18 protein-coding genes and 2 pseudogenes are annotated in these 22553 nt (G+C 69.2%); 9 read left to right on the plus strand and 11 right to left on the minus strand.

Annotated elements, in window-relative coordinates; all coding sequences use genetic code 11:
* Positions 1-594: 594 nt before the first annotated feature.
* From IE198_RS26810 to IE198_RS26825, 4 genes are all read right to left on the minus strand, one after another.
* Positions 595-2205 carry a DUF4153 domain-containing protein gene (locus tag IE198_RS26810; RefSeq protein WP_373299985.1) on the minus strand — a complete coding sequence of 537 codons (1611 nt, stop codon included), beginning with the start codon at positions 2203-2205 and terminating at the stop codon, positions 595-597.
* A 515-nt stretch (positions 2206-2720) separates the two neighbouring features.
* Entirely contained in the window at positions 2721-3839 is a 1119-nt protein-coding gene (locus IE198_RS26815; RefSeq protein ID WP_189891139.1) for an amidinotransferase, read from the minus strand.
* Positions 3840-4367: 528 nt separating this feature from the next.
* The gene (locus IE198_RS26820; protein WP_189891035.1) at positions 4368-5243 is read right to left on the minus strand and encodes a PaaX family transcriptional regulator C-terminal domain-containing protein; all 876 of its coding nucleotides are present in this window, start codon (positions 5241-5243) and stop codon (positions 4368-4370) included.
* The gene (locus IE198_RS26825; protein WP_189891037.1) at positions 5240-5884 is read right to left on the minus strand and encodes a GNAT family N-acetyltransferase; all 645 of its coding nucleotides are present in this window, start codon (positions 5882-5884) and stop codon (positions 5240-5242) included. The genes IE198_RS26820 and IE198_RS26825 overlap by 4 nt, the downstream gene beginning before the upstream one ends.
* A gap of 113 nt (positions 5885-5997) precedes the next feature.
* On the opposite strand from IE198_RS26825, the gene IE198_RS26830 reads away from it, so the two are divergent.
* A complete protein-coding gene (locus IE198_RS26830) occupies positions 5998-7062 on the plus strand; it encodes an alpha/beta hydrolase family protein (RefSeq protein WP_189891039.1) in 1065 nt (354 codons plus the stop codon).
* Positions 7063-7075: 13 nt separating this feature from the next.
* A pseudogene (locus tag IE198_RS35565) lies at positions 7076-7406 on the plus strand (hypothetical protein); the annotation flags it as partial.
* Positions 7407-7424: 18 nt separating this feature from the next.
* On the opposite strand, the pseudogene IE198_RS26835 reads toward IE198_RS35565, so the two are convergent.
* The 4 genes and pseudogenes from IE198_RS26835 to IE198_RS26850 all read right to left on the minus strand — a co-directional run bounded on the left by IE198_RS26835 (position 7425) and on the right by IE198_RS26850 (position 11614).
* Positions 7425-8980, minus strand: a pseudogene (locus tag IE198_RS26835) (oxidoreductase).
* A gap of 107 nt (positions 8981-9087) precedes the next feature.
* Positions 9088-9393 (minus strand): hypothetical protein, encoded by a 306-nt coding sequence (locus IE198_RS26840; RefSeq protein WP_189891041.1) that lies wholly within the window; start codon positions 9391-9393, stop codon positions 9088-9090.
* Positions 9390-10055: a sigma-70 family RNA polymerase sigma factor gene (locus tag IE198_RS26845; protein WP_189891043.1), complete on the minus strand. Its 666-nt coding sequence runs from the start codon at positions 10053-10055 to the stop codon at positions 9390-9392. Before IE198_RS26845 ends, IE198_RS26840 begins: the two co-directional genes overlap by 4 nt.
* A complete protein-coding gene (locus IE198_RS26850; protein WP_189891045.1) occupies positions 10052-11614 on the minus strand; it encodes a sodium:solute symporter family protein in 1563 nt (520 codons plus the stop codon). The genes IE198_RS26845 and IE198_RS26850 overlap by 4 nt, the downstream gene beginning before the upstream one ends.
* Positions 11615-11780: 166 nt before the next feature.
* On the opposite strand from IE198_RS26850, the gene IE198_RS26855 reads away from it, so the two are divergent.
* From IE198_RS26855 to IE198_RS26880, 6 genes are all read left to right on the plus strand, one after another.
* Entirely contained in the window at positions 11781-12041 is a 261-nt protein-coding gene (locus IE198_RS26855; RefSeq protein ID WP_189891047.1) for a DUF3311 domain-containing protein, read from the plus strand.
* Between the two features lie 59 nt (positions 12042-12100).
* Positions 12101-14257, plus strand: a complete 2157-nt coding sequence (locus IE198_RS26860) for a carbon starvation CstA family protein (RefSeq protein ID WP_189891049.1) — start codon at positions 12101-12103, stop codon at positions 14255-14257.
* Entirely contained in the window at positions 14254-14445 is a 192-nt protein-coding gene (locus IE198_RS26865; protein WP_189891051.1) for a CstA-like transporter-associated (seleno)protein, read from the plus strand. The genes IE198_RS26860 and IE198_RS26865 overlap by 4 nt, the downstream gene beginning before the upstream one ends.
* A 107-nt stretch (positions 14446-14552) precedes the next feature.
* The gene (locus IE198_RS26870) at positions 14553-14759 is read left to right on the plus strand and encodes a hypothetical protein (RefSeq protein WP_189891146.1); all 207 of its coding nucleotides are present in this window, start codon (positions 14553-14555) and stop codon (positions 14757-14759) included.
* A 236-nt stretch (positions 14760-14995) separates the two neighbouring features.
* Complete coding sequence (locus tag IE198_RS26875; RefSeq protein WP_189891053.1) at positions 14996-15973, plus strand: hypothetical protein; 978 nt, start codon at positions 14996-14998, stop codon at positions 15971-15973.
* Positions 15974-16559: 586 nt separating this feature from the next.
* The gene (locus IE198_RS26880; protein WP_189891056.1) at positions 16560-17843 is read left to right on the plus strand and encodes a phosphatase PAP2 family protein; all 1284 of its coding nucleotides are present in this window, start codon (positions 16560-16562) and stop codon (positions 17841-17843) included.
* Between the two features lie 195 nt (positions 17844-18038).
* On the opposite strand, the gene IE198_RS26885 is transcribed toward IE198_RS26880, so the two are convergent.
* Positions 18039-18968: a DUF4344 domain-containing metallopeptidase gene (locus IE198_RS26885; RefSeq protein ID WP_189891058.1), complete on the minus strand. Its 930-nt coding sequence runs from the start codon at positions 18966-18968 to the stop codon at positions 18039-18041.
* An 851-nt stretch (positions 18969-19819) separates the two neighbouring features.
* Positions 19820-20422, minus strand: a complete 603-nt coding sequence (locus IE198_RS26890) for a GNAT family N-acetyltransferase (RefSeq protein ID WP_189891060.1) — start codon at positions 20420-20422, stop codon at positions 19820-19822.
* Positions 20423-20791: 369 nt separating this feature from the next.
* Between IE198_RS26890 and IE198_RS26895 the strand changes: the two genes are divergently transcribed.
* Positions 20792-21682 (plus strand): S1 family peptidase, encoded by an 891-nt coding sequence (locus tag IE198_RS26895; protein WP_189891062.1) that lies wholly within the window; start codon positions 20792-20794, stop codon positions 21680-21682.
* Positions 21683-22076: 394 nt separating this feature from the next.
* Here the strand turns inward: IE198_RS26895 and IE198_RS35570 are convergent, their stop codons facing one another.
* Positions 22077-22481, minus strand: coding sequence for a hypothetical protein (locus tag IE198_RS35570; protein ID WP_229834360.1), 405 nt, complete (start codon positions 22479-22481; stop codon positions 22077-22079).
* Positions 22482-22553 lie beyond the last annotated feature (72 nt).

Consider the following 22553-nt stretch of genomic DNA (forward strand, 5'->3'; position numbering starts at 1 on the left):
ATGTCGACGAGGCCTACGGCACCTTTGCGTCGGCGTTGCAGCAGAGCGCATCCGCCACGCCAGGAGCACCTCCGCTCTCACTCCCCTTTCCGGGCCACCCATGACCCGGCGCGGCTTGCAGGGCTGACGTCGCCGTGCCTCAGCGTGGCCCCGCGTCGTGCTGTCCCGTGCCTGCGTACGAACCTGCGGTCCCCTCGGAGCGCCCGGACAGGCGTGCGGTGGCGCTCCCCGCCGGGGCCCGTGCCCGGACGGCGGATCTGCCCACGGCTGTATGACCCTGTGCCGGTGGGGCGGTTCGTCAGCGCGACAAGGGAGGCTCTGGTGTCCTCGCTCGTGACTGAAGCTTCGCCGCATGTGCGAGCGACAGCGGATGCGTACGGGCGCCACGGCGTTCCGCGCTGGTGCGGGCGTTGGTCGGCCTGGCCGCAGTGTTCGTCATCCGGGCATGCCAGAGCGACCCGGAGGCACTCGGCGGGACAGCGGGCGCGGGGCGGCCCTGCCGCGTAGCCGCAGCGGCCCGGGTACGGACCGGCACGAAGGGGCGGCCGGTACCCAGGCTCCGCTCGGCTTCGGGCGGGCGGGGTCTGCGCCCTCTCAGTAGTCGTCGGACGGGCCGAGTTCGCCCGACTGCTCCCACTCGCCGTACTCGCCGAAGCGGTCGGAGTCGATCGCGTCGCACAACGCCTCGTCGGCGACGCCGTGCTCGGCCAGGATGCTGCGCGCCCTGTGCTCGCCCCAACTCGTGGCGTACCAGGAGTCGTCCGTCTCCTCCAGATCGCGTGCGATCTCCTCCAGCGCACAGGCGCGCAGCGGCTCCGGCAGACCGTCGAGGGCCGGAACGGCATCCGCGGACAGCTCCTGGAGATAGTCGATATCGATCTTTCCGGTGCGCTCGTAGCGCTGTACGTTGCGTTCGGCGACGAGGCCGTCCGGTGAGGCGAGGCCGAACGCGAGCACGGCCGCCGCGCCACTCGCCGCTACGGCACGGGGCAGCCACTTCACGCCGTACGCCCCGGCCATCATGATGAGGACGATCACCACTCCGAGCCACAACTCCATGGCTGCGACGGACACCCGCAGCCGCGTCAGTCCGTAGGCGTCGACGTACAGGTCCATCCGGCGCAGCGCCGACGCCACCACGACCAGAGTGAGCACGCACAGCGCCCCGAGGACGGCGCGCACCAGGGTGCGATCGCCCGCGGTCGAGCGTGGGGCCCAGCGGGTGGCCAAGGCGATCACGGCCAGCGTCAGCAGGGTCGCGAACAGCAGCTGCCAGAAGCCCTGGCGAGCGTATTCGGAGTAGGTCAGACCGGTCTCGCTGAGCACCTTGTCGTAGCCGCCGAAGAGAACGGCGAGCTGGACGGCGATGAACGCGGCGAAGAGCAGGTTGAGCACGACGAGCGGCAGCGCCCATTCCCACCGGGACCGGGCGCGGCCGGGGCGTATCTCGAGACGGTCCCATCGCACGGGGGCGGCCGCGAGGCGTGCCGCCGCGAGCGCGCCGACCAGGCCGAGCAGGAGGAGCAGGAAACGCCAGGGGCCGTCGGCGACCGAGGCATCCGGGATCAGGCCACCGAGAAGATCGGCGAAGGCCGCGTCCGCTCCGGCGAACAGTGCTCCGAACACGATCACCAGCAACGCCGCCACCGCGCCGGTCCGCAGCACCGGCGCCACCCGCCCGTTCGAGGCAGCGGCGTGGGTACGCAGTCCACTCCATCCCCAGGCCATGCCGGTGCCGAGCGAGCCGGGCAGGCCGAGCGGGCCCAGCAGCACGCCCACCCAGGTCCGGCCGCCGTTCAGCGCCAGGGACGCGAGGGCCAGCGACGACACGACGGCGAGGAACGTCGGCCAGCCGGCGTCACGCAGGGCGGGCACGGCGAGCAGCGCGACGCCACCGAGCGCCCACACCAAGGTCCACGGGCGCAGTCTGCGGCCGGCGGCCCGGGCGGCGAAATACGCGCCGAGCGCCGCGGGCACGGCGACGATCAGCAGATTCAGGCCTGCGCCGTCGCCCAGCAGAGACGCACTGAACACCCCGGTGGCCAGCGCACACACCAGGGTCGCGACGCTCGCCGCGGCCGGCTTGGCGGGGCTGATCTTCGTGCCGCGCCGTGGCGGCGCTGGTGGCCAGGGCGACGGTCCCGCCCAGGCTCTTGACGGCCCGTCACCGGACCTCGGCGGTGGTGCGTCATGTACATCAGGCACGGGACCCCCTCCCGACCGGATCGCCGGCCACCGCTCTCAGGCGGGTGCGACCCGGTGTTTCGTCGGCACGCGCCTTTCATGATCAGCCGCGCGGCGTGACGGACAGGCTAGTCCCGGCGGTGCCCACCGGCCCCTCTCGTAAAGGGCTGCAGCAGGACCGTGACAGATGCGCAGCCCAACAGCCCGGACGGATGCTCACATCGGTGGCCGTTCCGGGGCAGGTCGCCCCTCAGTGTCAGCCAGAGCCGCACACGCCAGTGCTCACGTCTGACAGTCCGACCCCTCGTCAGCTGGTGAAGGTCCCACCCACGGGGCCGGGCAGGGCGGATTGAAACACTCCGAACCGGACGGCCGGGCGACCACCGTCGAGCCCGGCTGCAAGGTCACCGCGAGGAACGCGCCGTTCGACGTCAGCCACCACGAGCGCTTCTGCGATCCGTACGAGGGCGACGCCGCCGTGGTCCTGGCCGCCGCCGTGAAGCAGTGTACGGGGCGTCGGTTCCTACGTTCGACGGTCAATCGAAATAGGATTCGAGCGTGCCACGGCGCCGAATGTCGAGCGTTGCGCAGTGGAATGAGCCGCCGAACGGTGCGTAGTGCAGTAGGTCGCACGGGATGGGCTCGAACCCCCATTTTTCGAGTGCGCGCAGCATGCTGGTGTGGTGCCGTTCGACAATCACTCGTTTGCCGTCGATCATCAGGACGTTCATGTTGAGCCATTTGCCGCACAGCGAGGTGAGCGCGAGCAGGCGCTCGCCGATCGGGTCGGGCTCGGGGGCGATCAGGATGTCCCACGAGCTGAGGACGTCGGGCAGGCGGTCGACGTCGATGTATTCGGGATTGACCAGCAGCTTGCCGGGGGAGAGCGGGAGGAACGTCGTGTCGATGTGCATCGGCGTGCGGCAGCGGCTCTCGATCTCATGGATCCGATAGCCGGGTCCGAGGTGGCGGCGCAACCAGTCGATTCCCATTTGATTGGTGACGTTGCTTCGTGTGACGAACAGGTCCCGTCCCGCGCGAACGAAGTCTGCCGCGTCGAACACCGGCTCGAACTCGGTGAGGATGTGGCGCATGGGCTCGCCGGCTTCGGGGATACGGAAATCCGCCTCGAACAGTTCGTCGGTGAGCTGCGGCTTCGGTGCCGCCGTCCAGCGCGCACCGCGCCGGAAGTAGTCTTTGAGGATCCCCCGGTAGGAGTGGGCTTCGAAATAGCGGCACGGCCATGCCATCGGCGCCTCGATGATCTCGTCGCCGATCACGAGCATGCTGTCGCGCGGACAGGTGTTGCAAAAACCTCGCGAGGACCAGTCCGGGGTACCGAAGCGCTGCCTGTGGTCGACCGCGTCCGGGCGCGTGACCGTAATGCCGAGGGACCGCAGGAGGGCAATGAACTGGTCGAGTTCACGCCGCGCCGGCTCGATCAGCATGCCTGGGTACCTGAGCCCGGCGGCGAGCCCCTGCAACCGCGCCGTCCATGGCGGGATGTTGCAGGCCACGACAGGATGGTTGGAGGGGATCGTCGCGCCTTCCAGACGCCCGACGATGATCTCCTCCAGCGGGTCCCACTCGTTGTGCGAATTGACCGGTGAAACGAGAGGATTCGCGTCGGCAGTCGAGGCCGATGGCGTCGACATCACGCGTGGACCCCATTGCCCGTTGCAGCTTTCGGACCGCCGGGCCTGTGCACTACCGCCATGCTCGACCGCTTTCGATGACAGAATTCGATGACTGAATGCATTCGGCAAGTCTCCCAAAGTGAACATGCACGGCCGGTGCGCGTCAACGAGCAGAACCGTCCGAGCCGGTGACGAGCGCAGGGCTGTGCTCAGGCCGCGTGGTCGGCGAGTCGATCATCCTCTTCGGCCCGGTCGGCGTCGGCGGACTCGCATCATCCTGACCCTCGGCCGCCTCGCCGTCCGCCGGCGTCAGGAGTTCTTTGGTTCAGTGCGGCCGGCGTGGTTGTGGGGGTGGGTCGTGTCGTGGGCCTGGGCGCTGGTGCGGGTTGTGGTGCTCGGCGTGCTCGAAGGAGGTTCCTGCTGGGTTGGCTGATTGCGTGGATAGAGCCGGCGAGGGTCTCGCTCGTCGCGGCGTCTGTCTGCGTGGGTGGGTGCCGTCTCTGTGTCTTCGCCCTACGGGCATGATGTGCGCCGACTGATTTGTCGTCAGTGTGTGGCCCGGTGTCCAGCTTCTCGGGTGATGTCGGCGTAGAGGCGGAAGAGTGCCGGGCGGGCTTCGCCGTGGTCGCGTTCGTGCAGGGCTGCCCAGCAGCGGGCGATGAGCTCGCGGGCCTCGGTGCCGGGCCAGGGCTGGGGCAGGAGCTGAGGCGGCAGCAGCGGGTCGGGCTCCATGGCGCGGGTGAGTTCGGCGGCCAGTTCGACCGCGATGGTCAGGAGTGCGGACGGGGGGAGTGCGGCAGTACCGGTGAGGCGGTCGAGGCGGGGCCGGGCGATGCGGGCGAGGCGGTGGTAGCGGTCGGCGATCTCCTGCAGCGGCCACAGGTGGCGGGTGAGTTCGGCAGGCTCTCGGGTCTCGCCCCTGCGCAGGTCCGTCGTCGTGAGGAGGGTGAGCGCGCCGTGGGCGCCCAGGCGGTGGGCCGCGTCTTCGACGTACGGTTCCCAGGGGTTGGCGCAGACGTACAGTCCGCCCTGGAGCGGGGCGCCGCCGAGGTGGACGAGCGTCTCGCGCAGGCCGTCGCGGGCCGTGCGGGCCGATTCGGGCACCGCGAAGGCGGCCAGGTGCCAGACGCCGTCCCAGGGGGCGAGCCCGGCGTCCTGTCGGAACGCGTGCCGCAGGAAGTCCGCGTTGGGGGCCAGGGCGTGTGTGGTGTCTTCGGTGGCGTGCAGCAGTGCTTTGCGGCCGCGGCCTTCGTGGGTGAACCGGCTCTCGGCCACGAGGCGTTTGACGCACAGCCGTACCTGCTGGTCGCTCATGCCGAGGGTCGCGGCGACGGTGTAGAGCTCGTCCGCGCTGACCGTGCCGTCCTCGCGGATCAGTGCGTGGACGAGCATGCGGGTGGGGATGTCGATGGGGTCGGTCATGGTGTGCGCAGTCCTTTCGGTCCCTTCGCCTCGACGGGGCGGTGCATGGTGGTCACCGCGCCGAATCCCAGCAGCCCGCGCAGGTAGGGCGTGTGCTCGGTCCGTACGGCCGTGAAGCCGCGCCGCTCGTACAGGGCCCTGGCGCGCGGATTGGTGTCGATCACGTCCAGTCTGATGCCCCGGCAGCCCTGCTCCGTCGCGACGGCGGCCACTTCCTCGATGAGCAGGCTCCCGACGCCGCGGCCGCGTAGGCCCGCGTCCACGGCGATGCCGTCCATGACGAGTTGCCCGGGTGCCGGGTGGCGTTCGAACAGGGCGAGGAGCAGGAGTCGGTGCAGTCCTCTCAGATGTCCGTACGCGCGCAGAACGGCAGCGGCCGATCCCCCGGTGAGGGCCCGGCCTTCGAGCTGGTAGCCGGCGAGGCCGACGAGTTGCCCGTCGAGGAGCGCGCAGACCCCGCGATCGGTGTTCAGGTGGGCGGCGATAAAGGGCACCGCCTTGTCCGGCGGGTTCAGGGCGGGGCCGAGTTTGCGGCCGAAGGCGCCCCAGTACAGCTCGGCCGCCTGCCGCTCGGCACCGGCGGGAATGCCCCGCCGGACTGTCACCGATCCCGTGCCGGTACCCGTCGCGTCCCGTCCCATGCGGTGCCTCCTTCTCGCTGCAACCTCACTCAAAACTATCATCCTGGCAACGACCGTGTACGCAGTGATAGTTTCAGTTGGGACATAGGTCCGAGCAGAGGCGGTCAGATCGCATGTGTCCCAAGACTCAGCCCCGACGGCGCAGGCTCCGCATCGCCATCTGGTTGCTCGTCACGTTCCTGGTCGTGGCCGCAGGTCTCGTCGGAGTGGTGCTGTGGCAGCACTCCTACGACATGCACGAGCAGCGGGTCTCGATCCGCCACGGCGGCCACACCCTCAACGGCGTACTGGCCACCCCCAAGGACGGCCGCAAGCGCCACGGCCTGGTCGTGTACGTCCACGGCGACGGCCCCGTCGACGCCACCCACGACGACGGTTACAAGCCCATGTGGGAAGCGAACGCCAAGGCCGGGTACGCCTCCCTGTCCTGGGACAAGCCCGGCGTCGCCGGCGCACCCGGCAACTGGCTCGACCAGTCCATGGGCGACCGGGCCGACGAGGCATCCGCCGCCATCACCTGGGCGCGCGCCCGTCCGGACATCGACGGCCACCGGATCGGACTCTGGGGCGCCAGCCAGGCGGGCTGGGTCCTGCCGAAAATCGCCGCCAAGACGCCGGTGAGCTTCGTCATCGCCGTCTCGCCCGCGATCAACTGGCTCCAGCAGGGCCGCTACAACCTCCTCGCCGAGCTGCGTGCCGACGGCGCATCGCCGGCCCGCACCACTGCCGAGATCGCCAGGAGCGACACCACCCGCCGGCTGCTGGCACGCCACGCGACCTTCGAGGAGTACGTCCAGGCCATGCGCGGCGACCCACGCGGCATGACCGCCGACCGCTGGGGCTTCATCTCCAAGAACTACACAGCGGACGCCACGCAAGACCTTCGCGCCCTGCGCGGCGTGCCGGTGCTGCTGACCCTCGCAGGCCACGACATCAACGTGGACACCGCCGACACGCAGCGCATCTACCACAAGGTGCTTGGCCCAGGCGGTGCGTTGAAAGTCGAGCACTACCCGGACGCGACCCATTCACTGCTCAAGCAGTCCATCGAGGACTCGGACCTCAAGACCACGCTCACCGCGCTCCTCTGCCCCCGCTCGCTCTTCGGGGACGGATTCCTGGACGACCAGCGACAGTTCCTGACGGATCTCGGCCGAGGCGGCAACGCCACTCCATGACACTTCCGCACGGTGGGCCGAGGCGGGTGGCTGGGTACGATCCCGTGGCCGTGGTCACCGCGGCCTGGCCAAGCTGCGCAGTGTGGACGCCCTGGACTTCTCCCGGGCGGCGGTCGACGGCTCCCACATCCGGGCGTTGAAGGGGGCCCAAGACGGGACGAAGCCCTGTCGACCGGGGCGGGACGGGCAGCAAGCACCATCTGATCACCCAACGCTGGGTCACCGAGCGCGCGTTCGCCCACCTGCACTGGTTCCGCCGCCTGCGGATCCGCTGGGAGATACGCGACGACATCCACGAGGCCCTCCTCACCCTCGGATGCGCACTCATCTGCTGGCGACGACTGAGCACGGCTGTGGGCCAGCTAGTTCTTCTGCAGGGCGCGGGTGACACCCGCGATGACTGCGGTCGTCAGCACCCAGCCGAAGGCGATCAGCAGGTAGGCCAGCCACTGGAGGCTGTCGTTCGACCAGTACCAGGCCGTGCGCTGACCCAGACCACCGATGGGGATCAGAAGGTCGAGTGTGTAGACGAGGGGCTGGAACGGGGCTCCTTCGCCTCGTTTGACCGGGTTGGGGGAGTGACTGCCGAAGGACAGTGTGCCCAGTACGGTCAGAGCGAGGAGCCAGACTCCGGCCAACCAGGGGCGGTAGCCATAACCGACGGTCACGTCGAGCAGGTGCCCCCACCCACGCGCGCCCGGGGGCAGAGTTTGACGCCGATGGCGCTGTTTGGCGAGGAGTACGCGGCGGGCGTCGTCGTCGTGGCCGGCCTTCCGGTACCAGCTCGCCAACTGCTCATAGGGATGGGGCTGTAGCCCGGGTCGCGTCGAATCCACGCCACGCGGCGGGCCACGGAGTCCCGCCGTCCCACTGCCTCCCGCCGCTCGCCTGCCTCGTCCACCTTGATGGAGCCGTAGACGAAGCCGTCCAGCTCCACCACGTCCGGCCAGCTGTGGTCGCTGTCGTGGAGGTAGGACACCTGCGCGCCCCGTAGGTCCACGGTGCCGGACGGTGGCCGGGCGAGGGTGAAGTCGAAGTCGACGGTCTGCATCCGCAGGGCGACCAATGACGGGCCGCGGCCATCGGGCGGCCCGTTCAGGACGGCTCCTTCGAAGGTCAGGTCGTCCGAGATCCGGGTGCCGCGCAGCCGTACGATCCCGTTCGCGGTGAACCCGTCGGAGAAGTCGAGCGTCGAGGCCACGGCGTTGTCCAGGGCGAGCGCAACACCGCGCCGGCTGGGGCGTTCCAGTAGTGCGCCCCGCATGTGCAGTCCGCCTGGCAGCTGTGCCCCCATGAAACGGAGTTCACCGTGCGCGACGAATCCGTCCTGGCAGTAGAAGCCGCCCTCCGCGACCAGTCCGCCAGCCGACACCGCCCATTCCTCGGGTGCGGTGATCTCGGCGCCGTTGAGGTTCACGGCGCCGCTCACGTGGGCGTTGATGAGCGACAAGGCGGTGACCCTGCGGTGGAAGGGCGAGGCAGAGCCGCTTTCGAGGCGAGAGCGCCGAAGGTCGAGGCGTCCCTCGATACGGATCAATCCGGCTTCCACGCCCGGCACTCGGCTGCCCACGATCGCAATTGACTGGGTCGACGCTCCGGAGAGGTCCACGTCCTCCTCGAACCAGCAGTCCTCGAGCCAGAGGGCGTGAGCGATCTGCGCGCCGGCCAGGTTGAGGTGCCCGGACATCCTCGCCCCGGCGAGCCTCAGACATGCGACGGCGCCCGGCTGTGCGGTGTTCGCGCCCTGGAGGAGCGCCACGATCGCGGCGGCCCGAACCGTCCGCACGGGGCCCCACTGCTCACCCTCGGCGACGCGATCCTCCTCGGGCACACCTGTGCGCAGATCCACGCGGTGTCCCTCGGGGAACGCATCCCACAGCTCACGCTCCGGTGAAGTCAACTCATCGCATGAGAGCACTCGTGAAGAGTAGTGATCTTCCCTTGCACTCGCCTTGCCTACCTCGCGCAGATCGGAGGGTGGCCCATTCTGTTAGGAGTAAGTGACCTGCGCTCGCGCGGTGGCCGTCAGAGATGCCCCATGAGCGCGGCCTTGGCCTCGCTGTCGAGTCCGGGACCGAGCAGGCCTGCGTTGTGGAAGACGACACCGGGTCCGGACGGGCTCTCGTTGAGGACCCACAGGCCGATCAGGATGGCGAGCGCGAAGACGACGGTGATCAGGACGGTGAGGACGAGGCGGCGGCGGCGTTCACGGCGCAGCCAGTCACCGCGGGCCATGCGGTAGGCGTCGGGCGCGGCATGCACGTCGCCGGCCAGGGTTTCCAGCGCCTCGCGCAGTCGCTGTTCGGTCCGGTCGTGGGCGGTGTCGTTCATCGCCGGGCCTCCATCACCTGGGTCAGGGCGGCGATGCCGCGCGATGTGTGTGTCTTGACCGAGCCCGTGGAGATGCCCATTGCTGCGGCTATTTCGCTCTCCTTCAGGCCGAGCCAGTGTCTGAGAACGAGGGCCTCGCGCTGTCGCGTCGGCAGTTGTTGGAGGGCGGCGATCAGCACGCGCTGATCGGCGCGGAGCAGGGCAGAGTTCTCGGCCGAGGCGACGAAATCAGCGGGCGGGGTCTCGGCGTGCTTGCGGGCGACCTGCAGGTGGCGGATTCGCATGCGGGTCAGATTGCACACGGTGGAGCGAAGATACGCTTCCGCAGCTTCGGGTTCCCGCAACCTTCGCCATTTCCGGTAGATCTGGTAGTAGGCCTCGGCGACGATGTTCTCGGGATCGTCGGCGCCGAGCAGGACGGCGAGGCGGAGCATCGAGGCGTAGTGCAGATTGAACAAGCGGGCCACGGTCACCTCACGTTCGAGTCCGTCCGGGTCGGTCACGGTCTGCGCGGGCTCGCGGTCACCAGCGCTGACTTCACCGGTGGCGCTGTCGCTGGTGGTTGCGCCGTCGGTGACGCCGTCGGCGGATTCCGGCAGGGGCAGCTTCGGGACCCGTGTTGCGGACGGCAGTGTCGCGCGACTGTCGTGTCTGCGTCTCATGGGTTGCTCGTTCCCGTCTCGGAGCGCCGCCCGGCAGTCAGGCGGGACGGCAGTTCGGTGGTGTCGGTGCCGCGAGGTGTGCCGAGGCGTTCGAGCACCGTGGTGGTGACCAGAGCGACCGTCAGGTTGATCAGGAGAGCTGCCAGTCCGGCGTAGATCTCCATGGGGTGGGCGGCAGGCCCGAACGGTACGACGGAGGAGAACCCCTCGCGCACGACCATGACCGTCCCGGCCACCATGCCCGCCGCCCACCCCGCGAGCAGTGCCCTCGGGTGCAGCCGGCTGGTGAACAGCCCGATGGCCACCGCGGGGAAGATCTGAAGGATCCATACTCCACCGAGGAGTTGGAGATTGATGGCGTCCTGGTCTCGCAGACCGAACACGAACGCGACTGCCCCCGCCTTCGCGGTGAGCGACACCGCCTGGGCGATGCGCACCTGCCGTTTGGGCGTGGCCGTCGGGTGAACATATTCGACATAGACGTTGCGTACGAAGGACGTGGCGGCGGCGATCGACATCACCGCGGCCGGGACCAACGCACCCACAGTGATCGCGGCGAACACCAGCCCGGCCAGCGGCGCGGGCATGAGCCGGTCCACCAGCATCGGAACGGCCGACTCGGCGCCGCCCTGCGGGGCGCGTACGCCCGCAGCCAGCGCGGCGATGCCGAGAAGCCCGAAGACGGCGAGCAGCGCGGTCCATGCGGGCAGCGCGACCGTGGCCTTCCGCAGAGTGTCGGGGCCGGAGGCGGCGAAGCCGGCGGTGAGCACGTGCGGGTACATCAGCAGGGCCAGGGCGGAGCCCAGGGCGAGCGTGGCGTAGGCCGTCTGTTGTCCGGGGGCCAGAAGCAGTGAGGCGTTCTCGGCGCCGGCCCCGGCGGTCCGGAGGGCGGCCGTGTCGAAGACCGCTCGCGGTCCGCCGAGGCTTTTCAGGGCCAGCCAGCACACGACGCCGACCGAGGTGAAGACGGCCACCGCCTTGAGGGCCGAGATGACGGTGGGGGCGCGCAGCCCGTACCGGTACGTCGCCACGGCGAGTCCGGCGAAGAGCAGGACCATCACCAGATCGCCGGCGGCACCCCGTGGATAGAGGCCGCCCGCAGTGAGCACTGCGCGGATGCCGAGCAGTTGCAGCGCCAGGTACGGCATGGTGGCGAGGATGCCGGTCAGCGCGACCGCCAGGGCCAGAGGCGACGATCCGTAGCGCCCGCGGACGAAGTCTGCGACGGTGATGTAACCGTGCCGGCGGGACACGTTCCACAGGCGGGGCAGCAGGACGAAGGCGAGCGGGCACAGGATCACGGTGTACGGCACCGCGAAGAAGGCAGGGGCGCCGACGCCGTACGCCAGTCCCGGCACGGCGGTGAAGGTGTACGCGGTGAAGATCGTGCCGCCCAGCAGGAACCACGTCCACACGGGCCCGAGGCTGCGGTCGGCCAGTGCCCAGCCCTCCAGGGACGGCAGACGGTCGGTCGGGTGGAAACGGCGCGCGGTGACGGCGGCGAGTGACGCCCCGCCGATGACGGCGAGGAACGAAGCGACCATGGTGGCATCCGTCATCGCTGACCTTCCCTGTGTAGACCTGCCCCTGATCGCGAGTTGCGCGGATGGCCGGTTCGGATGACAGAAATCCGCGGGAATTCTTCTGGAAATTTGCTGTCAACCGGCTGCGGCAGGTCGGCAACTCTTCCACAAGCCCACTGATGACGCGAGAGGAGTACACGGCATGACGCGGTTCGTCTCCAACCGGCTGCGGCGCGTCACGGCAGCCGTCCTGCTCCTCGCTCCTGCGGCCGGGCTGTTGTGGGTCCCCTGGTACAGCGGTGCGCGCCCGCGGCTGGCAGGAGTGCCGTTCTTCTACTGGTACCAGCTCGCCTGGGTGCCTGGATGCGGTCTCGCCCTACTCGCCGCGTATCTGCTGACCAGGAACACCCATCGCCGTCCTGACCCTGCTTCCGGCCGCCGGCATCACCGGCCCGGACCCTGATCCGCAGCACAGCACATCGTCACAGAACCCCCCGAACACCCCCGAGGTGAGGAGCCGCCATGTCCGAATCCGCCCTGCCCGAACCCGCCGGGCCACAGCACCGGGCCAACCGCCTGACTCCGCGCGCCATCCTGCTGTGGAGCACGGTAGCCGTGCTCGGCGCGATCGGCTGGGGTGTGCTGGCCCTGTCCCGGGGCGAGGAGATCTCCGCCGTGTGGCTGCTGGTCGCCGCCCTCGGTTCGTGGGCCATCGCGTACCGCTTCTACTCCCGCTTCATCGCCCGCCGGGTCCTGGAGGTCGACGACACGCGTGCCACTCCGGCGGAGCGGCTCGAGGACGGAGTCGACTACCACCCCACCGACAAACGGGTCCTGTTCGGCCACCATTTCGCGGCCATCGCCGGAGCCGGCCCGCTGGTGGGCCCGGTCCTGGCGGCCCAGATGGGGTATCTGCCCGGCACCGTCTGGATCATCGTCGGCGTCATTTTCGGCGGCGCGGTGCAGGACATGATCGTCCTGTTCCTCTCCATGCGCCGGGACGGCAAGAGCCTCGGGCAGATGGCCCGGGACGAGATCGGCAGGGTCGGCGGTGCCGCCGCGCTGATCGGCGTGTTCGCCATCATGATCATTCTTCTCGCGGTCCTGGCGATGATCGTCGTGAACGCTCTGGCGGAGTCCCCCTGGGGCACCTTCTCGGTCTCCATGACCATCCCCATCGCCCTCTTCATGGGCTTCTACCTGCGTTACCTGCGGCCCGGTCGGGTCGTGGAGACCAGTGTCATCGGTGTGGTGCTGCTGCTGTTCGCCATCCTCGGCGGCGGCTGGATCCAGGACTCCTCGCTGTCCGGGTACTTCCTGTGGAGCCCGGAGACCCTGGTCTTCTGCCTGATCGGCTACGGCTTCGTCGCCTCCGTGCTCCCGGTGTGGATGCTGCTCGCCCCCCGCGACTACCTGTCGACGTTCATGAAAGTCGGCACCATCGCGCTGATGGCCGTCGGGGTCGTGATCGCCGCCCCCGTGCTCAAGGCCGAGCCGATCACCGAGTTCGCCTCCACAGGCGCCGGACCGGTCTTCGCCGGGGCGCTGTTCCCCTTCCTGTTCATCACCATCGCCTGCGGTGCCCTGTCCGGCTTCCATGCCCTGGTCTCCTCCGGCACCACGCCGAAGCTGATCCAGAAGGAGTCCCAGGTCCGACTCATCGGCTACGGCTCCATGCTCACGGAGTCCTTTGTCGCGATCATGGCGCTGATCGCCGCCTGCATTTTGGAGCCGGGTCTGTTCTACGCGATGAACTCGCCCGCCGCGCTGCTCGGCCCGACCGTGGAGACCGCCTCTGAAGCGGTGAGGAGCCTCGGCTTCACGATCACCCCGGACCAGCTCACCGCGGCCGCCCAGGCCGTCGAGGAGGAGACCCTGGTCGGCCGCTCCGGCGGCGCGCCCACCCTGGCCGTGGGCATGTCGGAGATCTTCGCCACGGTGTTCGGCGGTGCGGGGACGAAAGCGTTCTGGTACCACTTCGCCATCATGTTCGAGGCTCTGTTCATCCTCACCACGGTGGACGCGGGCACCCGGGTCGGCCGCTTCATGCTCCAGGACATGCTGGGCAACGTCTGGAAGCCGATCGGCCGCGTCAACTGGAAGCCGGGCATCTGGCTGTGCAGCGCCCTGGTGGTGGGTGCGTGGGGCTACTTCCTCCACGCCGGTGTCACCGACCCGCTCGGCGGTATCAAGCAGCTGTTCCCGCTCTTCGGCATCGCCAACCAGCTCCTGGCCGCGGTCGCCCTGGCCGTCACCACGACGGTGCTCATCAAGAGGGGTAAGCTGCGCTGGGCCTGGGTCACCGGAATTCCGCTGGCCTGGGACGTGGCCGTCACCTACACCGCCGGCTGGCAGAAGATCTTCTCCGACGACCCCAAGATCGGCTTCTTCGCCCTCCGCGACAAGTACGCCCAGGCCATCGACGACGGCAAGCTCCTGCCCGGCGCCACGAACATGGACGACATGCACACCATCGTGCTGAACAACACGGTCGACGGAGTCCTCATGGGCCTCTTCATGCTGCTCGTCCTCACGGTCCTGGTCAACTGCGCCGTGGTGTGCGTCCGCGCCATCCGCTCCGCGCAGGCGCTACCGACGACCGAGGCCCCGTACGTCAAGTCCCGCATCGAGGTGCCCGACCAGCGGAGCCCCGAGGAACTGGTGGGGACGCGCTCATGAGAACCGTACGGAAGGTGCTGGGCGCTGTGCGCTGGTACGTACGTGAACTGACCGGCGAGGCGGAGTACGACCGCTACTGCGACCGTCACCGCCGTCACCACCCGAACGCTCCGGTCCCCACACGGCGCGAGTACCAACAGATCCGCTCCTCCCACTGCGAACTGGAGAGACCCGGTCGCTGCTGCTGAGAGGTCTTTGCAGCACCACACCAGCTGCGGGACGGGCGCCCTCATCCATGCCCTGGCAACGGCGCCCGTCCCGCGCTCCACCTGTTCCGCCCTAGCGGAGGCCCGAGGTGCTGCGACGCCGACCACCCCTGCTCGCGCCGCCCGAACCGAACGACCGGCCCCTGCACCGGGCGCTCGATGCTCGAACACGACGCGGCGCCGACGCCGCCCCGGTCTTCCGGCGCATCGGCCGCCACATGACGCCCCACCCCTGGGAGCTGCTGCCCGACCCCGTTGAGAACTTCGTCTACTGGCGCGACCAGAACCGTGTCTGAAGAGCAGCGCCCCACGCATCGATTCCGGCGGGGTCGAACCGAAGAAGCCACCTGCCGGGCTGCGCGTTCCGGTCGGAGCCGAGGCGGTGCCCATCTCGTCCTGAGGACCGGCCACAGGCTCTGGTGGCGGTAACCAGGACCGGCTGCCCGTCCCGGGCAGCCATGAAGCCATTGCCCCGCCCCGACTCGGTCGGGATAGTGGCAGCCCGCACCAAGACACAAGGGAGGCACCCCGGATGAAGGGGACCACGGGGCAACCGGCCGGCACCAGGGAAGCCCCGCTGCTCGGCCCCGGGGTCCTGCGCACCGCGCTGCGCACCCTTGCCCAACGCCCGGGCCTCGCCTACCGGTTGGCACTTCGCGGCACCGCCTGGGCCACGCTGGCCGGAACCGTTGTGCTGCTGCTCGCCCTGGCCGCCAGCCGGCCGGCGTTCACCGAGATGCAGCGGGAGGCCGACTTGGCCAGGCGGCAGGAGGACTCGTACGTGCCGGACACCGAGGTGCTGCTGCTGGTCTCGGTCGGAGCCCTGCCCGTACTGCTGGGCCTTGCCGCGTTCGCGTTCGGCGTGCTGCACACGGCGCACTCCCTGGCCGTCGTCGCCCACGTCCGGCCCGCCGCGGTGGGCGAGCTGTGGCGGCGGGCGCGGCGGCAGGCCGGGCGGTCGGCGGCGGTGCAGGCGTGCCGCGGGGTGCTGGTGGGCGGACTGGCTCTTGCGGGGGCGCTGTTGTGGTCGCTGGCCGATGTGGTGCTGCCCGCGGCCGAGCCGGTGCTGGGGTACGTCCTGCTGGGGCTGCTGGTGCCGGCTGTGCTGACCCTGCGCGTCGGCCTCGCCCTCGCACCGGCCGCCGCGGCCCTCGAGGGCCTGGGTGCGACCGCCGCGCTGCAACGCTCCTGGAGGCTGGTGCGAGGTGCGTGGTGGCGCACCACGGTCTGCGTCGCTCCACTCGCGGCGCTGACCGTCGCGGCGTACCTGACGCTGCGGTACGCGGCGGAGCCGACGGACCGCGCGGCGCACGCCCTGGCGATGGCGGTGAGCTCGGGCAACACCTACTTCGCGTACACAGTGGCCCAACTGGCGCCTGTGGCATTCGCGTTGTCGCTGTGCGCGCTGCTGACGCTGCCGTTCACGCACACCGCGCTGACCGTGCTGTACACGCGGCGCTGTGCGGAGCGGGGCGAGCGAGCCGGGGAAGTGGGCATCCCGGGTTCGTAGAGTTGCCGGCATGGGGCACCGCAGCTTTCCGATCCTCCACGGGGTGGGAGACGTCGGCCGCCCGAGCACTGGCAGCACGACGTCGCGCAGCGCCTGAGGGAGCGCGAGGAGCGGGACTTGTGTCCCCAGCTGCCCGACCCGGACCGGCCGACGCCGGCTGCCTGGACGAGGCCCTCGAGGCATTGATCGCCACTGCAGTGACTGACGGGCCCAAGGTTCTGTAGGGCCGCAGCCCGCGGGGGCGGCGTGAATCGCGCTGCCCTCGACATCGCCGCTGTCGCCATCAAGCCGCCCCGGCACCCGCCCTCCCGTCCACCGAGCCGCCCGGGCCGCTCCGATCCGGAGCCGCGCGGCGTTTCATGTCCGCCGTGGCCGTGGCCGTGGCCGCGGGCAAAAGGGGATCGGATCGCTGGATTTGACGTACCCGTGATCAGCAAAACCCACCCGCTCCGCTAATATGTTCGAGCTCGCAAGGATCATGTTGATATAGGACAAATCGGCTGAAAAATTGATATCTACGGTAACGCGAGTGTTTTCGCGAACAGATGGCAGCCTTCGGTTGGCTGCTTGGCGTCAACCACGCGTCATGCTGTGGGTCGCAGTGAGTGTGGTGGGCCTCGGATTCCTCATTGCACTGGAGATCGCCGCGCGTCGGTACGGCGAGCGGGGGCCCATCACCGATCAGGCGCGAGAGGTGATATTCGCCCCCAAATCGGGGACGGTGTTGTACGTCAGTATGGCGTTGATGATGGTGGTGCTCACCTGGCGGCAGCGGTTCATCGCGGCCGGCGCAGCGATCGGCATCGACGTCGTCTTCTGGCTCGTGCGGTGGGCTGTCGGCGCCGAGATGATGTTCGGCAACGGCGCGTTGTGGGTGACTTTGGCCTGTGCCGTCGTCGCCGTCACGCGCCGCACCGGCCGGGACCGCGTCCTGCTGCTGAAAGGCGTCGGACTGGCCCTGCTGTTGGTGGCCGGCCGCAAGACAGGCTATGCCTGGCTGCTGATCACGTCGAAGACCCGCCCGGTGGTGCTCGACCAGTACGTGGCAACCGCCGATCAGGCGTTGGGCAACCCGTCGTGGCTGGTGGGCCGGATGGTCGCGGCCACCGGCACGGTCGGTGCCCACGTTCTCGACTGGGTCTACATTCAGCTCGCGGTGGCCGCGATCGTCGTCGCGCTGTACCAACTGCGCCACGTGGCGGTCGAGCGCCGCTTCCCGGGCCATCACCTGGTGCGCACCTTTCTGGTCATCGGCCTGCTCGGGCCGGGCATCTACATGATCTACCCGGTGGTCGGACCGATCTTCGCCTACGGCGCGGACGGGGGGCTCTGGGCGGTGGCCAACCTGTGGCCGGACACGCCGCCGCCGGTCAGTACCCCGTATCCGATGCCCTTCGACGAGATCACCCCGCGCAACTGCATGCCCAGCCTGCACACCGCGTGGGCCACCGCGATCTTCATTCATTCCCGCAAGGGCCCGCGGGTTCTGCAATGCGTTGGAGCGTTCTGGCTGATCGCCACGCTCGGCGCAACGCTGGGCTTCGGCTACCACTACGGCGCGGACATCATCGCCGGCGTGGTGTTCACGCTCACGATCGAGACGGCGCTGCGCTCGCTCGACCGCGGCTGGGACCGGCCGGGAATACAGCTGGTCGTCTTCGGCGCCGCGGTCTTCGCTGCGCTCCTGGCGTCGTATCGCTATCTGTCGATGGAGATGGCCGAACATCCGTGGGTGTTCGGCCCGCTGCTCATTCTGGCGATGACGTCAGTGGTATTCGGCTACGTACGGACCACCACGCTGTGGGAACGGAAGGCCGCGTCGGCGCATCTGCCGGAACCGCGACGCGAACAGCAGCCCGAGCTGGTTTGAGTCATGCTGCAGCGGGTCGTGGGCCGAGCGCCTCCCGGGTGAGGCCGGCGGTGTCGTTGGTTCAGACCCCGCGGGCGACCCGCTGCCGCCTGGCTCACCCCGGCCGGCCGGCGCCCGGTGGCCGAACTCACCGACAGCCGCGCCGCCACCGCCGCTGAGGGACGGCCGGAGACGCGGGCCGATGGCTCTGCACGCTCATTGCGCGGTGCGGAGCTTGTCGAGCTGCTTCTCGAATGCCTTCGTTTCCGCGATCAACTGGTCGCGTGCGTTCTCCTGCGTCTTGTCACCCTGGTTTTTGAATGTCTCGGCGAAATGTGGCTGGAGTTGGGTCCACCAGCCGTAGTCCAGCATCGCCCAGGCCTGCGGACACAACGGGGCGCGGGTCTTCGGCAGGTAACCCGCATCGACCAGGGGCCCGTAGAACTTGTTCGGGTCGCTCCCCTCGAGGTAGCAAAGGAAGTTGAAGACCCGTTGCTGGGTGACGGGATGATCGCTCGAGAGCCCCTCCAGCGTCAGCTTGCCCTCCTCGCGGGCGATCTGGTCGAAGAGGATCGCGGCTGCCAGCGATGGACCCGGTCCCACCTCGTTGACGGTGTAGAACGACGCGAACCCGTCGGCGGCGTCCTCCTCGAGGCCGAGGTTCGGAAGCCGAAGATGACGCTGCAGAGCATGGCCCATCTCGTGGCCGAAGATGAACTGGGTCGACAGCGCGGTCAGGTCGTCGGCGTTGAACTTGTCCTGCGGGAACAGGGCGGGACGCTTGACGGTCTTGACCACGTTGCTGAGGACCCCTTCGATCTGGGTCAGGAACGCCGGGGGCACAAAGATCGTCCTGCCGTCGGGCTGGGTGACCGCATCCATAACGCCTGGTGGGACCTTGTCGGTGACTTTCACGACCAGGTCGTGCGGGAGGGCGACCGACTTGTTCACCCAGTCGGCGAGCTGCTCGAGCACGCGGGACTCCCGGACCACCGCTACGGCCTGCCGGTCCTTCGGCTTGATCGTGTTGTCCTCGTAGACGACCGTGACCTTGCCGTTCGCTTCTGCCGTGTTGCCGACGCCGTCACACGAGGTGACTGCGAGGCCGGCGACGAGCAGCGTCCCCGCGAAAGCAGTCCTCAACATGGCCGGGGGCCCACCACTGCTCAGCACCTGGTCAGCTCTTTTCCTTGGTAGGGGCGTTGGGGCGGGCGGCTGCTCTTCGTGGTCACCGGAGCCGTGCCCCGCTGCCGGAGGAGAACTCGAACGCAGCGAGTCGGAACCGTGAGCGGTATTGCAGGTTCGACCGTGCCGACGGCCGGGATGCCGGCGGCAGGACTCGAACCCGACACGCGGATTATGATCGACGGACCCTGTGTCCGCAATGAACGCTTTGCGGCGTTTTTCGTCTTGTTGGTTCGGGCCGGCCGTGGTCGTGCACGTCATGGGTGTACGACCGCTCTTCGCTCGTGGCGGCGGGCCGTCGGCCTGGCCGTTCGGGGCGGTGCTCCCGCCGGGGCCGGGCTGCCGTCGCCGTACCGCGTGTCAGCCTGTCGCCGCGCCGCACGCCGAGATGTCCGTGCCTCCACCCTCAGCGAGACACCCGGGCGCGGCTGCGCACGCCGCGCCACTCGACTCTGTCGACCTGAGCGCGAATTCCTCTGCCCGGATCGGCCGCAGGCTGGCGTAGCGGGTGATCATGACCATGCCTCCTCCGTAGCCGGCTGGTCCTTACGGGCCGCCGCCTCGGCCGAGCCCCTATGGACAGGCCTATCCGCAGCACCCGCAACCGCCCTATGGCCAGGCGCCGTACCTGCATTAGCAGACGTACCCGTCGTGTCCCGGACCCGGCGCATGGGGGGCAGCCGCCGTCCGGACCGCCGCCCCGCAAGAACCGAACCGGTCTCGTCCTGGGGATCGTATTCGGCTCCATCGCCCGGCTACGCGCCAAGCCGTGGGCCGGCAGCCACTCACTTCTCAACTCGTAGGAAGCGGAGTCAATCGCAGGTGGCGCGCGGTTGCTGCACGCGAGCCGTGAGTTCGTTCTTCGCGGCGGGCCAGTCAAGGCTGGTGATGCTGTAGACCGCGGTGTCACGGATCCAGCCGTCGCGCATGATCATGTGCCGGCGCAGGATCCCCTCGTGGGTTGCGCCGAGGCGAGTGATCGCAGCCCGCGATGTGCGGTTGCGGACGTCGGTGAGGAACTCGACACGGTTCATACCGAGAATCTCGAAGGCGTGAGTCAGCATCAGCAGCTTGGCCTCGGTGTTGACGGCAGTGCGCTGCCAGGTGCGGCCGAGGAAGGTGAAGCCGATCTCGAGTCTGCGATTCGGCAGGTTGATTGCCATGAACCGGGTTGACCCGGCGATGCGTCCGGTGGCCAGGTCGATGGTCGCGTACGCGAGCTGGGTGCCGGCGTCGCGAGCACCGAGTGCGTCGTCGATGAATGCACGTACGTCGCGGGGGTGGGGAACGAGAGTCACCTGAAGGTTCCACAGCTCGCCGTCGCGGATTGCTTCGCACAGACCGTCGTGATGGTCGTGTGTGAGCGGTTCAAGCCGCACCTGTGTGCCTGTCAGTACTGTGGCTTCCAGCTCCATGCTCTACCCCCAAGTGGTCACCCGGCGCCGGGTGGACGCTACCGGCACGGGCATGCCGGGCACCGCGGTGACCAGCATGCGAACACAGCTGAGCACGTTCCGTTCGTACTTCCCCCGAGCACTCCCACGAGTACGCGGATACCGCGACCGGTGTGCGGCCTGGTCCAGGGGACGGTGATCAGCAGCCCGGGCGCGGAGCTGCCGGCAGCACCAGCCGCTGATCCGAGCGGGCGGCACCGGAAAACCTCCGGATTCGAGTGAACCTCCCGCGTGATTTGCCGCTCTGATGTCTCGACAGTGCCGAAGGGCCAACCCCCTTGCCAGGTCCGGCCCTTCGGCGTCCGTAATCAGAAGTGGAGACCAACCCCCATGAGTGTTTCCCCGATCCGCCACCGCCTTCGCCGGATAACCTCCGCCGGGCTGGTGGCGAGCGCGGCGCTGGCCCTCGTCGGATCGGCCGTCACCACGGCCACGGCGCAGACCGCACCCGACAAGGAGAGGACGAAGCCCGGCGCCAAGATCATCGGCGGGGTGGAGCAGTCCAACGGTGCCCACCCCTGGATGGCGGCCCTGCTGAGCAAGGGCTCCGGGAACCCGGCCGATCGCCAGTTCTGCGGCGGCAGCCTGGTCAGCGACACCGTGGTGCTGACGGCCGCGCACTGCGTGACGGGCACGAAGCCGAAGCAGCTCGAGGTCACCGTCGGCCGGACCGTGTTGTCCGACAAGCGCCAGGGGCAGCTGCGCAACGTGCGGAGCATCGTCTCGCACCCCCGCTACGTCAAGGGGAACGAGGCGTACGACCTGGCGCTGCTGGAGCTGGCCAAGCCGGTCACCGGCACCGCCGCCGTGAAGATGCCGACCGCCGGCACCGACGCCCTGCTCCGCCCCGGCGCGCAGGCGATGGTCATCGGCTGGGGCAACACCGACACCGAGGTGCCCAGCTTTCCCGACCGGCTGCGCGGCGTGAAGGTGCCGCTGCTCTCGCACGCCGAGTGCACGGCGACATACCCGGGCTACAACAAGGCCGTCAACGTCTGCGCGGGCGTCGAGAGCAAGGACTCCTGCCAGGGCGACAGCGGCGGGCCGCTGTTCCGCAAGGTCGCGGGCCGTACGTACCAGATCGGCATCGTGTCGTACGGCGAGGGCTGCGGTGAGCAGGGTGCGCCCGGCGTCTACACCTCCACCAGCTCGAAGAAGCTGTGGGACACGCTCGCCGAGTCCCCCGAGGGCAAGCGGATGAAGCAGCTGCTGCGGCGCTGACGCAGCGAGGCGGTGCCGGACCACCCCGGGTGCCTCGGTCGGACCCCGTTCGCACACGCATCGCCGGGGCGGCCGCAGTCGCACATGACCGACCACCCGAGGTGGCCGGCGTCGTCGATCCAACAGCGGTAACGCCTCACGGTCGCGCAACCGGCCGGCCGCCGTTCTGCCGAAGCGCCCGGCATCACGTGGGGCGGCGCCGAGGCAGGCCGGCTGGGTGCCCGGGCGGGCGATCGGCTGTCGACCGCCAACTCATCTGCAGGGTGCGGGTGACACCCGCGACGACCGCGGTCTTCAGCACCCAGCCGAAGGCGATCAGCAGGTAGGTCAGCCACTGGAGGCTGTCGTTCTCCCAGTACCAGGCCGTGCGCTGAACCAGGCCCCCGAATGGGGATCAAGAGGTCGAGTGTGCAGACGAGGGGCTGGAACGGGGCGCCTTCCCCTCGTTTGACCGGGGTGGGGGCGTGAGTGGGAGTACGCGGTGGGCTTCGTCGTCGTGGCCGGCCTCCCCGTACCAGCTCGCCAACTGCTCACAGGGCCGGGGGTCGTGGCCCGCGCCGCGTCGTATCCACGCCACGCGGCGGGCCACGGAGTCCCGCCGCTCGCCTGCCTCGTCCACCTTGATGGAGCCGTGGACGAAGCCGTCCAACTCCACCACGTCCTGGGCAGGGCGGCAGAAGCGTGACAGCGTCGCGGCGAGGTACAGCCGGAGCGTGCCGAACGGTTCGTCGCCGGCGATCGTGACACCGGCCGAAACCTCGACACGCAGCACGCTCTGGTCGCGGACGAAGCCACACACGCCCCCCGGATGCAGGAATCCGCAGCCGCGGGGATAGTGGAGACAACGGGGACTTCGAGCCAGCGCCCCTGA

Origin of the sequence: Streptomyces xantholiticus (assembly GCF_014651015.1) — a bacterium.
GTDB classification, from domain to species: Bacteria; Actinomycetota; Actinomycetes; order Streptomycetales; family Streptomycetaceae; genus Streptomyces; species Streptomyces xantholiticus.

Coding starts and splice junctions, on each gene's coding strand:
- IE198_RS26895 (WP_189891062.1), top strand. CDS start 20,792: ATGAGTGTTTCCCCGATCCGCCACCGCCTTCGCCGGATAACCTCCGCC.
- IE198_RS26885 (WP_189891058.1), bottom strand. CDS start 18,968: ATGTTGAGGACTGCTTTCGCGGGGACGCTGCTCGTCGCCGGCCTCGCA.
- IE198_RS26860 (WP_189891049.1), top strand. CDS start 12,101: ATGTCCGAATCCGCCCTGCCCGAACCCGCCGGGCCACAGCACCGGGCC.
- IE198_RS26875 (WP_189891053.1), top strand. CDS start 14,996: ATGAAGGGGACCACGGGGCAACCGGCCGGCACCAGGGAAGCCCCGCTG.
- IE198_RS26815 (WP_189891139.1), bottom strand. CDS start 3,839: ATGTCGACGCCATCGGCCTCGACTGCCGACGCGAATCCTCTCGTTTCA.
- IE198_RS26865 (WP_189891051.1), top strand. CDS start 14,254: ATGAGAACCGTACGGAAGGTGCTGGGCGCTGTGCGCTGGTACGTACGT.
- IE198_RS26890 (WP_189891060.1), bottom strand. CDS start 20,422: ATGGAGCTGGAAGCCACAGTACTGACAGGCACACAGGTGCGGCTTGAA.
- IE198_RS26855 (WP_189891047.1), top strand. CDS start 11,781: ATGACGCGGTTCGTCTCCAACCGGCTGCGGCGCGTCACGGCAGCCGTC.
- IE198_RS26820 (WP_189891035.1), bottom strand. CDS start 5,243: ATGACCGACCCCATCGACATCCCCACCCGCATGCTCGTCCACGCACTG.
- IE198_RS26880 (WP_189891056.1), top strand. CDS start 16,560: ATGCTGTGGGTCGCAGTGAGTGTGGTGGGCCTCGGATTCCTCATTGCA.
- IE198_RS26825 (WP_189891037.1), bottom strand. CDS start 5,884: ATGGGACGGGACGCGACGGGTACCGGCACGGGATCGGTGACAGTCCGG.
- IE198_RS26830 (WP_189891039.1), top strand. CDS start 5,998: ATGTGTCCCAAGACTCAGCCCCGACGGCGCAGGCTCCGCATCGCCATC.
- IE198_RS26840 (WP_189891041.1), bottom strand. CDS start 9,393: ATGAACGACACCGCCCACGACCGGACCGAACAGCGACTGCGCGAGGCG.
- IE198_RS26850 (WP_189891045.1), bottom strand. CDS start 11,614: ATGACGGATGCCACCATGGTCGCTTCGTTCCTCGCCGTCATCGGCGGG.
- IE198_RS26845 (WP_189891043.1), bottom strand. CDS start 10,055: ATGAGACGCAGACACGACAGTCGCGCGACACTGCCGTCCGCAACACGG.